14 protein-coding genes and 2 tRNA genes are annotated in these 15165 nt (G+C 51.2%); 11 read left to right on the forward strand and 5 right to left on the reverse strand.

The window, feature by feature from the left end:
* Positions 1-200 precede the first annotated feature (200 nt).
* Positions 201-277, forward strand: a tRNA-Met gene (locus BLP79_RS00005).
* 288 nt (positions 278-565) lie between these two features.
* Here BLP79_RS00005 and BLP79_RS00010 read toward each other — a convergent pair.
* Positions 566-1483 (reverse strand): LysR family transcriptional regulator, encoded by a 918-nt coding sequence (locus BLP79_RS00010; protein ID WP_090214422.1) that lies wholly within the window; start codon positions 1481-1483, stop codon positions 566-568.
* Positions 1484-1670: 187 nt separating this feature from the next.
* Here BLP79_RS00010 and BLP79_RS00015 point away from each other — a divergent pair, with 187 nt between their 5' ends.
* The 5 genes from BLP79_RS00015 to BLP79_RS00035 all read left to right on the forward strand — a co-directional run bounded on the left by BLP79_RS00015 (position 1671) and on the right by BLP79_RS00035 (position 6616).
* Entirely contained in the window at positions 1671-2720 is a 1050-nt protein-coding gene (locus BLP79_RS00015) for an ABC transporter substrate-binding protein (protein WP_090214427.1), read from the forward strand.
* 86 nt (positions 2721-2806) lie between these two features.
* Complete coding sequence (locus tag BLP79_RS00020; protein WP_090214429.1) at positions 2807-3856, forward strand: ABC transporter ATP-binding protein; 1050 nt, start codon at positions 2807-2809, stop codon at positions 3854-3856.
* Entirely contained in the window at positions 3853-4704 is an 852-nt protein-coding gene (locus tag BLP79_RS00025; protein WP_100269070.1) for an ABC transporter permease, read from the forward strand. Before BLP79_RS00020 ends, BLP79_RS00025 begins: the two co-directional genes overlap by 4 nt.
* Positions 4701-5492, forward strand: a complete 792-nt coding sequence (locus BLP79_RS00030) for an ABC transporter permease (RefSeq protein WP_090214434.1) — start codon at positions 4701-4703, stop codon at positions 5490-5492. Before BLP79_RS00025 ends, BLP79_RS00030 begins: the two co-directional genes overlap by 4 nt.
* A 26-nt stretch (positions 5493-5518) precedes the next feature.
* Positions 5519-6616, forward strand: a complete 1098-nt coding sequence (locus tag BLP79_RS00035; protein ID WP_090214437.1) for an S-methyl thiohydantoin desulfurase family protein — start codon at positions 5519-5521, stop codon at positions 6614-6616.
* A 200-nt stretch (positions 6617-6816) separates the two neighbouring features.
* On the opposite strand, the gene BLP79_RS00040 is transcribed toward BLP79_RS00035, so the two are convergent.
* The gene (locus BLP79_RS00040) at positions 6817-7428 is read right to left on the reverse strand and encodes an invasion associated locus B family protein (protein ID WP_232716359.1); all 612 of its coding nucleotides are present in this window, start codon (positions 7426-7428) and stop codon (positions 6817-6819) included.
* 214 nt (positions 7429-7642) lie between these two features.
* Positions 7643-7718, reverse strand: a tRNA-Trp gene (locus tag BLP79_RS00045).
* 132 nt (positions 7719-7850) lie between these two features.
* Between BLP79_RS00045 and BLP79_RS00050 the strand changes: the two genes are divergently transcribed.
* The 3 genes from BLP79_RS00050 to BLP79_RS00060 all read left to right on the forward strand — a co-directional run bounded on the left by BLP79_RS00050 (position 7851) and on the right by BLP79_RS00060 (position 11585).
* Positions 7851-8534, forward strand: a complete 684-nt coding sequence (locus BLP79_RS00050) for a lysophospholipid acyltransferase family protein (RefSeq protein WP_090215586.1) — start codon at positions 7851-7853, stop codon at positions 8532-8534.
* 159 nt (positions 8535-8693) lie between these two features.
* Positions 8694-9620 (forward strand): hypothetical protein, encoded by a 927-nt coding sequence (locus BLP79_RS00055; RefSeq protein WP_090214439.1) that lies wholly within the window; start codon positions 8694-8696, stop codon positions 9618-9620.
* Positions 9621-9653: 33 nt separating this feature from the next.
* On the forward strand, positions 9654-11585 hold the full coding sequence (locus BLP79_RS00060; protein ID WP_090214443.1) for a methyl-accepting chemotaxis protein: 1932 nt from the start codon (positions 9654-9656) through the stop codon (positions 11583-11585).
* Positions 11586-11623: 38 nt separating this feature from the next.
* Here the strand turns inward: BLP79_RS00060 and BLP79_RS00065 are convergent, their stop codons facing one another.
* Complete coding sequence (locus BLP79_RS00065) at positions 11624-12220, reverse strand: LysE family translocator (protein ID WP_090214446.1); 597 nt, start codon at positions 12218-12220, stop codon at positions 11624-11626.
* A 72-nt stretch (positions 12221-12292) separates the two neighbouring features.
* Here BLP79_RS00065 and BLP79_RS00070 point away from each other — a divergent pair, with 72 nt between their 5' ends.
* Positions 12293-12745, forward strand: a complete 453-nt coding sequence (locus BLP79_RS00070) for an Lrp/AsnC family transcriptional regulator (protein WP_090214448.1) — start codon at positions 12293-12295, stop codon at positions 12743-12745.
* A gap of 71 nt (positions 12746-12816) precedes the next feature.
* On the opposite strand, the gene BLP79_RS00075 is transcribed toward BLP79_RS00070, so the two are convergent.
* On the reverse strand, positions 12817-13776 hold the full coding sequence (locus tag BLP79_RS00075) for an L-malyl-CoA/beta-methylmalyl-CoA lyase (protein ID WP_090214451.1): 960 nt from the start codon (positions 13774-13776) through the stop codon (positions 12817-12819).
* A 302-nt stretch (positions 13777-14078) separates the two neighbouring features.
* On the opposite strand from BLP79_RS00075, the gene dgcN reads away from it, so the two are divergent.
* The gene (gene dgcN / locus BLP79_RS00080; RefSeq protein ID WP_090215589.1) at positions 14079-15080 is read left to right on the forward strand and encodes an N-acetyltransferase DgcN; all 1002 of its coding nucleotides are present in this window, start codon (positions 14079-14081) and stop codon (positions 15078-15080) included.
* Positions 15081-15165: the final 85 nt, after the last annotated feature.

Genomic DNA, 15165 nt, shown 5'->3' on the forward strand with positions numbered 1-15165 from the left:
GTCACCGCCAAACCTAGTAAAATCCACAAAACTCTCAAGACGATAACAAAAAAAATACCCCTCAAAAGCCCCGGCTCAAAAAAGGGGAAAACACCAAAACAGACAAATCTGTCGCGGTGAAAAAGATCAAAACCGTGCGACACCGGAACATGATCTCATGGCTTAAATAAGCCCATAAGGGCAAAAGCCCAAAAAAGCGTCGCGGGATGGAGCAGCCAGGTAGCTCGTCAGGCTCATAACCTGAAGGTCGTAGGTTCAAATCCTACTCCCGCAACCAATAATAGCATAATATATCATGTTGTTGATGTTAAAGATGCCAAACCGGCCGCATCGGGGGCTGTTTGCGTTTTAGCGCTAATCTCTTATTGCATAGGTTCAAGTTTGGAAAGCCCCGCTTCAACACGAGGACCACTTCAAAGCCTGCGACGAGGGGGAAGACCTGTAGCGTGTAAGCGTCGCATATGGGGCAAAAATAGCACGACATCCCGTCGAGCATTAAAACCTCAATGATACTGAATAGTTGTATATTGATGATCAAAACATAACCTATCCAAGACACAGGCTGTCATTTGGCACTAAGCGATTTCAAACGATCCCAAATATGAGCCGCCACATCATTGCGGGTGCCCGACCGCAGGCGGACGGCATGAATTTGTGAGATAACTTGATAAAGCTCAGAGGCAACAGGGATGAGTTTTCCGGCGCTCACCCAGTGTTCGGCATAGTGGTTTGGAATAAGGCCCACATGCGTGCCAGCAAGCGTCAGGTAAGCTGTCGATTCGACGTTGCCTTGTGAAACTTCTGCGTTTTCCTCCAGAAGATGGATTTCGAGATGTTCGTCGATAGGGTTATTCAAGAAGCTATGGGCTGAAATTTTGCTGTCTTTCAGCCGGGCCTCTTGCGTCTTGGTGTCCATGGATTGACCGCATGGATGCTCTGGTGAGCAATATAACCCGCTTTTCTCGTCATAGAGGTGCAAGGTCTCCAAATCCCCGGGCGCCTGCGCTTCCCAGCTGGTACCCACTACAATGATATCAAGTCGCCCTGCACGAAGTTCCGTCAAATTATCGAGGTAGTCGTAGACGCCAACGCGTATACGCAACTGGTTAAAGGCTGCGTTGGCTTTCTCGATCGCCTTGCTCACCGGGTTGGAAACGTCGGTTGCCATACAATCGACCACCCCAATCCGAACAAGCTGCGTTGCCCGCCCGCCGATTTCATTCAGTTTAGACGCATAAGAATCGAGATGGCTCAGAAGCTTGTTGGTTTCGGTCAAAACTTCATGCCCAGCTGGCGTCAATGAAAACCCCTGTCGACCACGATTACAAAGCCGCACATTCAGCCGTTGTTCAAGATTGGCGATATGAGCACTGATCGCAGGTTGACTGATTCCAAGCTGGCCTTGCGCTTTTACAAAGCCTCCCATTTCGGCGACGGCTTTGAAAACGCGTAACAAACGTAAGTCGATATCGGATAAACGCACCTTGCTCCTCCGATCAGAAGTGATTGAAAATTAAGCCGAATTCGGCAAGCATGTGGTATGGATTATGCATACATCACCTGATTGATATGGTTTTCAACTATGCATGCAGCTTAGCTTTGATGAAACGTAAAAATTACCAAGGCAGGCTGTCTTCTCGCTCGCCAACTAAACACAGGGGGTTCAATTCATGCAACCGGTCAAAACACTTGCTGTAACGGTAGGCTTGGTAGCGGCCTTGGCGACCAGCACAACTGCGGAGGAAATCACCGTAAGCTCTTGGGGTGGTTTTTTTGAAGAGACCCTGAAAACCGCGATTTATCCGGGATTTACCGAAGAAACCGGGATTGAGGTGCGCTCCATTGCGCAACCCGCTGATCAAGCTTGGTTGACCCAACTCACAAACGCTGCGCGCGCAAAAAAGGCCCCCGCCGATCTTTCACTTGTCGCTGACGAAGTGTTCATTCGTGGACAATCAATTGGTCTTTGGGCCAACCTGAATGCGGAGGATATCCCGAACACCGCAACCCTGATGGATGGCTTCACCAAGCAAAACGAAAGTGGCGATCTGAATGCCGTTGGCGCACTGACCTGGTTCACCACCTTTGTCACAAATACAGACGCGTCGCCTGATGCGCCGACCTCTTGGTCAGACCTCTGGACCCGTGATTGGAGCGGCAAACTCGGGCTGACCTCAAACTCGAACAGCGGCCTGATCGAAGCTACGGCGCTTACGTTCTTTGATGGATATGAAACCATGGAGACCCGCGAAGGTCTTGAAAAGATCATCGCCAAAATCGCGGAACTGAAGCCTCAGGTGCAGCTCTGGTATCGTGACGAAGGCCAATTCCAGCAAAGCCTGGAAGCAGGAGAACTGGCTGGCGGCCTGTATTATCACGATGTGACCATACTCTCGGCAGCCGATGGACGCCCAGTCGCGTCCACATTTCCACAGGAGGGCGGCATCCTTGGCGATGCATATTGGATCGTGCCGCGCGATTCCAAGAACGTGGACGCGGCTGAAAAGTTTATCAACTATATGATCCGACCTGACATACAGGCGAAACTTGCGCGTAACCTTGGCGTGGCGCCTGTTGCGAAACGCGATACAATGGATCTGTCAGATGAAGAATTTGCAGCCGTCAGCACAACTGGTACAGCAATTCGGACTCAAACAGAAATTCACCTGCGCGAAGGCGATTGGCTGTCGGACAAGTACCTCGAGATGATTTCACGCTAAGGCGGAGAGAAACAAGCCTAATTTTGGTTTTACCGGCTTCCAGATCTTGGTGCGGAAGCCGGTGTAGTCGTCAGAAAGAAATACGCATGGCCTCCCTATCGCTCTCCAATATCCAAAAAACATTTGGCACTTTCAAAGCGCTGCAAGATGTGAACCTTGAAATTGAATCCGGTGAATTCATTTGCTTGCTTGGGGGATCTGGCTGCGGCAAGACGACCCTTTTACGAATAATTGCAGGACTGGAAACCAAGACATCTGGTAACCTGATGTTGGACAGTTCAAACCTATCAGAGGTTGATTGCCACAAACGCAACGTCGGAATGGTTTTCCAGAGTCTTGCTTTGTTCCCTCATCTGAATGTGGGAGACAATATTGCATATGGTCTGGAAGTACGTGGCGTGGAAAAGTCCAAACGTGCTGCCAAAGCCGTAGAATTGCTCGAAGTGGTTGGTCTTGGTGGGTTATATGAACGCAAGGTGTCGGCCCTGTCAGGCGGGCAAAGACAGCGTGTCGCTATCGCCCGGGCGCTCGCTATCGAGCCAAAGCTCTTTTTGATGGACGAGCCATTCAGCGCGCTGGATGCTGGCCTGCGCGAGCATTTGCAGATCGAAGTCAAGAAGCTGCAACGCAAACTTGGTGTGACCACGATTTTTGTAACCCATGATCAGCATGAAGCGATGTCGATCGCGGATCGCATCGTCATTTTGAACGAAGGGCGCATTGAACAGGCTGGCACCCCCACCGAGGTGTACGCCAAACCGCAGACCCGATTTGTCGCCGACTTCATGGGAACGAACAACATTTTCAGTCCGGTTTTTTCGGCCGGCCAGGATGCGATGCTGGAAAACGCCAACCTAGGCATGCCAACCGGCGATCTGGCGAATGTCAACGGCAAATACACAATTGCTGTCCGCCCAGAATATCTGCGTTTGAAACCTGCTTCAGAATACAGCAAAGGCCTTGTGGGTACTGTTGATTTTGTCCGTTTGCTTGGCGCATCAATTGAAACAGAGCTTAGTGTAGGGGATCGCAGTTTCATCCATACTATGGTCTCTGATCGCGCACCTGAATTTGCGGTTGGAGATCGTGCAGAAATCGATTTCGATTTTGACCATGCTTGGGTGATCCCGTCATGAAGAACAGAGCCATTCCCCATATGATCGGGCTGTTCCCTCTTGGAATGATGAGCCTGTTTTTCCTAGCTCCACTCGCCTTTATGATGATCGTAAGCTTTTATGAGCGCGACCCGCTGGGTTTCTATAATGTCGCCTTTGTCTGGGACAACTACAGTAAGTTTTTCTCAAGCTTCTACTATTTGATCTCGCTGAGGTCTCTTTGGTCGGCTTCACTTGGCGCGGTGATTGTTGTGCTGCTGGCCTTCCCAGCGATGTACATCATCGTTGACATGTCCCGCCGCTGGCAGCTGTTCTGGGTCATTCTACTATTGTCACTGATGTGCCTGAGCGAAGTGATCATCGGTTTTGCTTGGTTGATCCTGTTCTCTGAAAACTCGGGCATTCCAAAATTTCTGGGCTGGACAGGTCTCTGGCGTGATCCACGTTCGTTGTCGCCAAGTTTCGGGGCGATGATGGTGGGCTATGTCACGCTTGGGTTTTCACTGGTTGCTTTGATGTTCCTACCGCAGCTAGCGCGCCGGGACCGCAGCATCGAAGAGGCAGCGCTGACACTGGGCACCCCTCCGATACGGGTTTTTGCCAAGGTTATCCTGCCAAACTTTAAGGCGGGGTTGATCTCGGCTCTGGTTACAATGTTCGTCTATTTTCTAGGCGTCTTTGTGATGCCGACAATGCTTGGCCGCCCGCAAGACTGGAATATGACTGTGATCATCACCGACAAAGCTGTTGGTGACGCGAACATGCCGCTTGGCGCCGCGCTTTCCGTCATCATGTTGATCTTTACGCTGATGATTATTGGTACGTTGGCTTACGCCTCGCGCAGCAAGGATCAAGGAGCGCAACCATGACCCTGTTCCTGAAACGCGTGTTCGTTTGCTCTATCGGAGCGGGATTAATCCTGCCCTTCTTGATTGTTGCAGGAGTATCGGTCAATTCCGCGAGCAATATTTCCTTCCCCCCGCAAGAGTTGTCACTGCAATGGTACACACAGCTATTGACCGAGCCCGACTGGTTACGGCCTATCCGTAACTCACTGGTTATCGCATTCTTTGCGGGTTTGATCGCCGTTTCGATCGCACTGGCCGCGAACTATGTACTTTGGCGGTTGAAGTCTGGTTTTGGTAAACTGGTATTCGGCCTTGGCCTTGGCCCGTTCATGCTGCCACCGATCATTATTGCCATGGGCGCGAGCGTGTTCTGGGCCGAAATGGGCTGGTACGGGCGCGCTGAAGCAACCGTGATCTCGCATGGCGTCTTTTTTGTGACCTTGCCGTTGGTGATTATCGCACGCGGCTTTGCAGCCTTGTCTGATGATGTAATCGAAGCGTCTCGCACCATGGGAGCGACGCCTTGGCAAACCTTCGCCAAAGTGATCTTTCCTTTGGTTCTGCCCTATGCGATCACGGGCTACGCTCTGGTCGCCATTATCTCGGTGAACGAATATCTGATTTCCTACATGGTTTCAGGTTTTGCGGTGGAAACCCTCCCGATTCGCATCTTCAATAATGTGCGCTATGGCTACACGCCTGTCGTTGCCTCCGCCGCAATGGGGTTCGCGCTACTGACGATCGGCACACTGCTCGTACTGTCGATGTTCACGGACCTTTTGAAACTTCTTGGCGCGTCTCGCGACTGATCCCCATACATTCTAGGAATGAAACAATGAAACAACTGTCTCGGCAGAATCTGGAAGATATTCTTATTGGTGCAACCATCCTAGGTACAGGAGGTGGCGGTGAAATGTCACTGGGTCTAGAGATGATCGATGACGCGTTGGCGCAGGGCAAAAGCTTTAACATGGTTAGTTTGGATGAAGCGCCCGAGGACGCACTTGTCTGTACACCGTATATGTTAGGGGCGATCTCACCTCTGCCAGCCGAGGAAGAAAAGAAATACGAGCGCCTTCCGAGGATTTCAGAACCTGCAATCTTGGCCGCTTTCAAACGATTTGAAGATTACCTCGGGCGTAAATTCTATGGCACAATTTCTTGCGAATTGGGTGGCTCCAACACGGCGACTGCGTTTTATGCCGCGGCCATGGCAGATGCTTATATCATCGACGCCGACCCAGCTGGGCGTGCGGTGCCTGAAATCACCCATTCAACCTACTATATCAACGGTCTTCCTGCTGCGCCGATTGTGACTGCGAATGCTTTTGGCGAAACGGTCATCTGCGAAAACGTGATGGATGATGAGCGCGCCGAACACATCGTGCGGGCGCTGTCAGTGGTGAGCAGAAATGACATCGCAGCGATTGATCATGCGCTTGAAGTGCGCGAGATCCGCCATGCCGTTATACCGGGTGCCATTTCGATGGCCATGCGTATGGGAGAAGTCTGGCGTAAGGCCAAAGATGTTGGTTCCGACGTGCCTGACGCCATTGCGACCGAGGGTCAGGGCGCTGTTGTGTTCCGAGGCACCGTTGATGAAAACAACTGGAAGACCGAAAATGGGTTCACGATCGGTGATATTGCAATCGAAGGAATTGAGGAAAATTCCGGGGATACCTATCATATCTGGCTCAAGAATGAGAACATGATTGGTCGTTTGAACGGTCAGGTTCACGCAACCATTCCGGATCTCATTTGTCTGATCGACACCGAAACAGGCTATGCTGTGACCAATCCCAATTACTATCAGGGCCAAAGGGTTGCGGTGGTGGTTCTGCCGGCGCCCGCGCCGTTCCTTACCCCCAAAGGACTTTCGGCCTTTGGCCCTGCCTACCTTGGGCTGAAGCAGGAATATCGACCTGCGACTTAAAATTTGCGGTTGCTGTGATGAGCTGAACGGTCAATTTTGACCGCAACTTTCGAGCTGTTTCTGGCGAGGGGCGCAGAGGGCAAATGAGGAGGCAGATGCAACGCTTACATTGCCACAAGCATCAAGACTTCCCTGACGAATAGAAGGGTAAGAGTTCACAGTTTTGCGTAGGTCACGGTTTTGAGTTTAATAGGCTGGCTTTAGCTTCCAAACCGGGAAGATAATTCATTTTCATACGCCTCATAGGCTGATGAAAATCCTTCCAATGACCAGTTACGCTCAAAAGAACGCCCATGGCGATCGATAAAACGGAGCTCCAAAACTTCACCTGACAAAAGGGCGGACAAAATCTCGTCAGAGGTTGATGATGTGAAATCACATTCTCCAAATCGAAGGCATCGAAAGTCTGTTAAACGCCAGATAACCTCACCTCCTTGGGTGATCTGAAAGCCATCTCGTACAAAGACTGTGCCTCTCTCGACACCGAACATCACGTCGTGACCGGCGATCGTCCCTTCACCACGCGGTGTGATAAACGTAAATATTCCACCGAATTGTGGGCGAGGCGCATATACATCCACCCAGCGAATATAGCAGCGCTCTTTCAATATGCCATTTTCTTCGCGTTCGTCACAGATAGTGTTCCAGATCCCGTGAAAGCTGTGGTGTGTACCACGCCAGTTTGAGGCAGTATCGCGGCCATCAATGTCTTGGGCAAACGCTCTGGTTACGCCTAAGCAGATGATTGTAAATAAGGGAAAAAGAGTTTGCAAAATATAGCTGCGGGCTGAATTTTGTCTGCTAGGTGACATGGCTGGCTCCGTGCTGTGTTCGCAGAAAAGGGGGGGGGGACCATATGGTCATTCACATGAGTAGAGACAGATTTATGTCTCGCCTGCTTGGAATATCACTATACGATTGAACGATAGAGCAATAGCTGCGTGCGTTCACTTTGGAGCGAGATAACAATCGTCGTACCAGAGCGACACTCTGCTATATTACAAATTATCAAATTTATGCCTATAATGGCAGGGGCACCAGGGCTCGAACCCGGGACCTACGGTTTTGGAGACCGTCGCTCTACCAACTGAGCTATACCCCTACAGTGACGGTGTTCCTAAGCCACATAGTCGGGCGTGGCAAGAGGTATTTCGCCATAACGACTATGCTTTGAACAAGAACTCTGGTCGATGTCGTGGTGTTCATTTATGAGCACCTCAAAAAGGTGTATGTTTTGAGTATTCGTAAGAAAATTGCGGACAGCCCTAGGTTTAATCGTGCGATCGAAGGGCTTTTGGCTGCCTATGTGCGATTCGCGTTTTATACGTCACGGTGGCAGCGTGATGGCTTTGAGGACATGGATGGCTGCGTGCGTCGGGGTGAAGCCGTTATCTTTGTGTTGTGGCATCAGCGGCTAATCATGGCACCCTTTTTGTTTGATACGTCGCTTGGCCGCATTTGTGCGTTGACATCAGGTGCGCGTGCGGGACGGTTGGCCGGACAGATTCTGGTGCGGCTTGGGTTTGAAACCATTCCGATGCATAGCCATACACGCCATGTTGCACTGTCACGTGAAGTGTTGCGACGCACCAAGGAAGGGTGCTCTATTGGGCTTGCGGCTGACGGGCCGCGCGGGCCAGCACGGGTCAGTTCTGAAGTGCCTATCATGTGGGCGCGAACGACAGGCTGCCGGGTGTTTACGGTGTCTTTTGCAGAACGGCGGGTTATCAAACTCCCGACTTGGGATAAGCAGATGTTGCCGGTTCCCTTTTCTCGTGGCGTCCTCATGTGCAAAGAATGGCACTGTGAAGTGCCTCGCAAGCCATCCCCAGAACAGGTTGAGGCATTGCAGAAAAACCTATCAGCCGCCTTGGATGAGATTACCGATGCAGCGGATACCGCGGTCTCGAAACTCTAATACACCTGATTTACTAAGCGTTTGATCAAATTATTCCTACGCCTTGCCCTGCAGCCAGCAGCGGTTAACTGATTTTTGTTGGTTTCTTCTTAGTTCAAGAAGCAAGATAAGCTCATTGTGATTGGTGAGTCTTGCGTGTTGATAACAAGGCGAGGTTTCATGTTTTTTCTAGATACTAATAGCGCTCGTGTATTTTTCCTGTCGGGTTTTTTGCTGTCCACGACTGCAGGTTTTGCGCAGACCGTAAAGCCGGATCACGTGCTTCAGGTTACGGAGACTGTGATTCAAGAGCTGCAGGCACTGAACGAGGAAAACTTTACCCAGGCTTCCTCAGTTGCACGTCCTACTACGCCAGCAATGCCGCGTCATGTTCTTTTTCTCGCGCGTGATCGCTGGCGCAAGGTGCAGCTGTTAAGGTTTATGAATGGTCTGGAAACCCACGGCCTAGATGATGTGGTGGTTCACCAGATTACGCCGGGTGAAGTGAAGGCGCTTGTTGATCAACTTTTGCGCGAGACCCGAGAACTGCGGCCTGCATATGGGCTTGCGAAAAGCGACCTGGACGCTGCGATGACATCTGGCAAGAAGCCGGTGGACGTTTATGGGAGCCTCATCCAGGTTTCCGCTGAATTGCAATCTTTGGGGGTGCCTGCCACCGTTCCCAATGATGTTTATCGCGTTGCATTGACCGTTTCCCATTCCCTCGAGCAGATCGCAGAGAAGCAGGGGGTTAAAGTTGATTTGAGTGGCCTTAAACCTGAGCAGGGGCGCACTCCCGTTGATGCCTATCGCGGTGCTCTGGGTTTGTTACAGGATTTGCAAACATTAACAACTGATCACAACACGTATACAGTGCCGGGCGGTGTCGCTATTCCTGATGAGAAATCTAAAGGCATATCGCCTGATGATGTCATTCTCGTGCTGTCGCGCGCGTTGGCTGATGTGATGGCGATTATGCATGTCACTCAAACGGCGTCAGCGCTAACTTACGCGCCCTATGTCGGCGGTAAAACGCCCTCTGATGTTTATTATGAGATCAAGCGGGCTCAGCACATTATTTCATCTCTGAACGACAAAGCCGCATGAGCGATTTTTGCATTAACTCTTTGAGGGTTAGATATGTCACATGATAATCCAACCAAGCCTCGGCTTGGGATTCAAATCCGTCTGGCGACTCGCATTCTTGCATGGGTTGTTTTCCCAATGTTGATTTTGTCTTGTATTGCCTTGGCGACAATCTGGTTTGCTGATCGGCAATCACAGCAGCTATTACAACAACAAGCCAAATTGGTTAGCAACAATCAGCTTTTAACGCAAAATAGTAATGCGTTGACTCGTGCGTTATCGGAAATCAATCGCACATTGGTTCAGATAGAAAGCGAACGTCGCGCTAACCTGACGGCTGAACGGTTCGATCCGTCATCTGAAGTCGCGTTGCGTTCACAATTCCAAGCGTCAATTCGCTCTTATCTGAAGGGAATGATCGGCTTCTCTTCGGCGATTGAAAAGACACAGTTGCCGCGCGAAGATTTGGAAAAGCATGTTGTGTATCTCACCCGTGCTGCGGGGCAAATTGATCGCCTTGCTTCTCTTTATATGGTTGCCAATAGCCGTACTTTGCGACTGGCCTCAGACGGCGATTTTGTCGGTGCGCGCAATAACTTCCGTTTTGAAGAGCTTTTGCAAACCAAAACCCTGCGTAAAAACATGGATCTGGCAAGCATCCGTTTTTCTGAACTGTCAGAGCTCCTGATGGAGGTTCAAAGTCGTATAACAACAGAACAAATCGTGGCCTCTGAGACCCGCCAAGCGGAACTTAAACAAAGTGCCTACATTGCGCTTGCGGTGATTGTAGTGTTGGTGGCAAGTGCTGCGCTCTTTTCCGTCAGGCGCGGTATCATCCGTCCCATTCGGTCCATTCCAGAACGGGTTAAGAGTATTGGACAGAACGAGCAGGGCAAGGCTGAGGTCGCTGAAACAGCCCGTAAGGATGAGATCGGTGATATCTTGCAAGCGGTTGCCGCCTTTGGGGCCAGGATCGAAGCCGAGCAACGTGCGCAGAAAGAAGAAGCCGATCGCAAATATGCAGAACAAACAAGTGCTGTCACGATGATTGGGGCCGGGCTTGCCCAATTGTCCAAAGGGGACCTTTCAGTCCGCATTTCTCACAATTTGCCCTCAGAGTATGAGAAGCTGAAACATGATTTTAATCATGCGCTGAGCAAGCTGGATGAAACCGTATCACAGGTTGTAACCTCCACACGATCGATTTCCAATGGGGCATCGGAGCTGGATCAAGCGGCGAGTGAATTGTCGCGTCGCACAGAGAGTCAGGCGGCCACATTGGAAGAGACTGCGGCTGCATTGGAACAAATGACGGCAAGCGTCAAATCAACGGCTGGGCGTGCGCGGGATGTTGAAAACAACATGAAGGGCGCGCGTACGGAAGCGGAATCCAGCAGCGTTGTTGTACGCAATGCGGTAGATGCGATGGAGCAACTGGAGCGCGGTTCGGAAAAAATCTCGCAAATTATCGGTGTGATTGATGATATTGCCTTTCAGACCAATTTGCTTGCGCTGAATGCAGGGGTAGAGGCAGCACGGGCTGGGGAAGCTGGGCGCGGGTTTGCTGTGGTTGCCTCCGAGGTGCGATCCTTGGCGCAACGGTCCTCGGATGCTGCGCTTGAGATTAAGTCGCTGATTGGCGAGAGCTCTCAGCAGGTCTCAAACGGGGTGCGTCTTGTGGGGCAGGCAGGAGATGCGATTACTGCGATTTCGTCTCAGGTGAGCGAGATCTCAGATCTCATCTCTGGAATCGCAAGCGGTGCTGCAGAGCAATCGACTGGCCTTGATGAAATCAATGTAGGGGTCACACAGTTGGATGGGGTGACACAGCAAAACGCAGCTATGGTCGAGGAAGCCACTGCTGCGGTTCATATGATGTCCACAGATACATCCAAATTAAACCATTTGATTGCGTTCTTTGATGTGGATCCCCCTAATGATCTGCTTGGACGCAGCGAGGGGCGTACACTGGCTGCAAACATGTAGTTTTTTAGTGGCGCGCGCTGTTTTTGCGCGCCGTTATTTTATCGGTTCAGAAAGACTGGATAGAGCGAACAAACCAAAAGTGCAGCCATAGACCAATTGAAGGCGCGTAATCGTTGCGGATTGGTCAAGATACGGCGCAGTTGTTGCCCTAATACCGTCCAGGTGGTGGTGGAGATACATCCCATCATGACATAGGTGCCTGACACCCAAAGCACGGCCTGTAGATCACGACTGGCTGCATATAACGTAACGGCGCCAAGTGCCATTGCCCAGGCTTTGGGGTTAACCCATTGAAAAGCGCAGGCTTGTAAAAAGGTCAGTGGTTTTCCGTTGGCTTCACCTTGTTTGGGCGCGGCGGCATGAGCAATCTTCCATGCAAGCCATAACATGTAGACAACTGACAAGATTGTTAAGATCCAATTCAGCGCTGGGAACAGATCAAACAGCTGCATCACGCCAAGGCCAACTGGTAGGATCATGAGCGGAAAGCCCAGCCCGACACCCAGAATGTGGGGTAAGGAGCGCTTGAACCCAAAATTTGCACCGGAGGTCATGAGCATTAGGTTGTTTGGCCCAGGTGTAATAACCGTGCCAAAGGCGAATCCTGCAAGAGCGATAAATAGTTCATAAGTCATGACAGTATTTTGGCGCGTTATTACCCAAATGAAATTGTGTTTTAATATGATTTTTGTAATATATCACAATTAATGACGAAATTTGACCGGATAAACCAACATATATTGCAAGAGCTTTCGCGTGATGGGCGGATCTCAAATCTTGAGCTTGCAGAACGCGTTGGTTTGTCGCCTTCAGCCTGTTTGCGCCGGGTTCAGGATCTGGAACGCGCTGGCGTCATCTCTGGATATCGCGCGGTTTTAAACAGGCAAGCACTGGGGCATGGTTTTGTGACGTACATCGGCGTTGGTCTGGGTGAGCATACAAAAGATGCGCAGCAAGCCTTTGAAACTGCGATGCTGGGGGCGCCTGAAGTGGTCGAATGCCATAATATAACCGGTACAATTGAATACTTGTTGCGGGTCGAATGCGCTGATTTGCAAAGTTATAAACGGTTTCACACAGAAATTCTTGGGACATCGCCTTATGTTACGGCGATCACCACCTATGTTGTGATGGATTCGACGAAAGATCTTCGCGGATAATGCGGACCCAAAGCGAAAAAAAGGCGCCCTGTATCCGGCGCCTTTTTACGTGTGTTGGGATGTCTGAAGGCTTAGCTGTTTGCGATCAATTCAGCCTGTGCGACAATGACTTCGGCTTGTTTGATTGAGGCGATATCAACCAGACGCCCTTTATAGACCGTGGCGCCTGCGCCTGAGGCTTTGGCGTCTTCCATAGCTGCAAGGATTTCGCGGGCTTCGGTGACTGCTGCTTCGGATGGGGTGAAGACCTGATTGGCCAAGGCGATTTGCTTGGGGTGGATTGCCCATTTGCCAACCATGCCCAGTGTCGCGGAGCGTTTGGCCTGTGCGATATAGCCTTCATCGTCAGAAAAGTCCCCAAACGGGCCGTCTACGGGCAGAACGCCATGGGTTCGGCAGGCCGCGACGATTTTGGCCTGAGCCCAGTGCCACGGGTCCGACCAATGCTGGACGCCTTCGCGGAGCATATAGTAGTTTTCCTGCGTGCCCCCGATGCCCGTGGTTTGCATTCCCATGGACGCGGCAAAATCTGCAGCGCCCAGTGACATCGCTTGCAGGCGCGGGGAGGCGGCGGCAATTTCTTCGGCATGAGCGATACCCGCCGCAGATTCGATGATCACTTCAAAGGATATGCGCTTTGTACGGCCTTTTGCAGCCTCAATTGCGGTCACCAAGGCATCCACAGCATAGATATCCGCAGCACAGCCGACCTTTGGAATCATAATTTGATCTAACCGCTCACCGGCCTGTTCCAGCACGTCGACGACGTCTTTGTACCAGTAGGGCGTGTCGAGGCCATTGATGCGGACAGAGAGGTATTTATTCCCCCAATCGACTGTGTTGATTGCTTCGATGACATTGGCGCGCGCCATATCTTTGTCGCTTGGTGCGACGGAATCTTCTAGGTCGAGGTTGATGACATCTGCCGCTGATGCCGCCATTTTGGCAAACAGTTTGGTATTTGAGCCGGGGCCAAATAGCTGACAGCGGTTCGGCCGGGCGGGCGCGGCGGGTTGGATGCGAAAGCTCATGTAGCCTCCTTCTTGCGGTAAGAAAGTTTCACTTTTTTCTTATCTATTGGTATTTTATTTCAACACTGTCTGCAATGAGTATTTTGCACATGCAGCATTCCGATCCAGTCACGCTTAAGTCACACTTGCGGTGGAAAATTCTACGGATATTAGATCTTCAATGAAAGATTTTACCGCTTGATGATGTCTTATTCGAAGAAAGTTGCGCTCTAGGTGAAGTGGAGCGTAGATTCAGGGAACCTCTCGCGTTCGGTCTCAATTAAACAGAGTTAAAATTAACTCTTTCAATGGAGCGCTCTGACATGATCGAGACCCCTTATCTGCTGTTTCTGGGCGACGCGCCTGATATGCTTGCTGCGAAAGTTGCAATTGGTATTCGCGACTGGCGTCCTGATAATGCGCTTGGCCAGATTCGTTTGCCCGGGTGTGGCGCGGATCTCGGTTTGACCGAAATGACTCTGGAGCAAGGCCTAGAAGCAGGTGCGAAAACTCTGGTGATCGGTGTGGCAAACCGCGGTGGTGTGATTTCCGATGCCTGGAAAGAGGTTTTGGTTAAAGCACTTGAGCTGGGCTATGATATTGCATCGGGCCTTCACAACCTGTTGCGCGATGAGGGTGAACTGGTTGCCGCTGCACAAATGCACGGTCGCACCCTGCATGATGTGCGCGTACCAACAGTTGCTTATCCGATTGCAACTGGTGTGCCACGTTCGGGCAAGCGCTGTCTGGCCGTGGGGACGGACTGTTCTGTTGGCAAGATGTACACTGCAATGGCGATGGATGCCGAAATGCAGAAGCGCGGCATGAAGTCTACTTTCCGCGCGACGGGCCAGACCGGTATTCTGATCACCGGATCCGGTGTGCCTTTGGACGCCGTTATTGCTGACTTCATGGCGGGTGCGGTTGAATATCTGACACCTGACAATGACGACGATCATTGGGACTTTATCGAAGGTCAAGGATCACTGTTCCACGTATCGTATTCCGGTGTGACGATGGCGCTGGTACACGGTGGTCAGCCTGATGCATTGATCCTGTGTCATGAACCGACACGCGATCACATGCGCGGTTTGCCAGGCTTTAAACTGCCGACTCTGGAAGCGCTGCGCGATGTCGCACTGCAATTGGCCAAAGTGTCGAACCCTGATGTTGTTGTGTCTGGTATCTCGATCAACACACAGCATATGAATGATGAAGACGCGGCCGCATATTGTGCGAAAGTTGAAGAAGAAATGGGCCTGCCCACTGTTGACCCATATCGCCATGGCGCTGAGCGTCTGGTCGACGCGCTGGCTGCGATCTGATCTAAGACAATGGCTGAGAGGCTCTTGCAGTGTTTGCAGAGCCTCTTGTGCTTAAGAGTAGACGCTTTGCTGGTGTTTACTCTCA

It is taken from the genome of Epibacterium ulvae (assembly GCF_900102795.1).
GTDB classification, from domain to species: domain Bacteria; phylum Pseudomonadota; class Alphaproteobacteria; order Rhodobacterales; family Rhodobacteraceae; genus Epibacterium; species Epibacterium ulvae.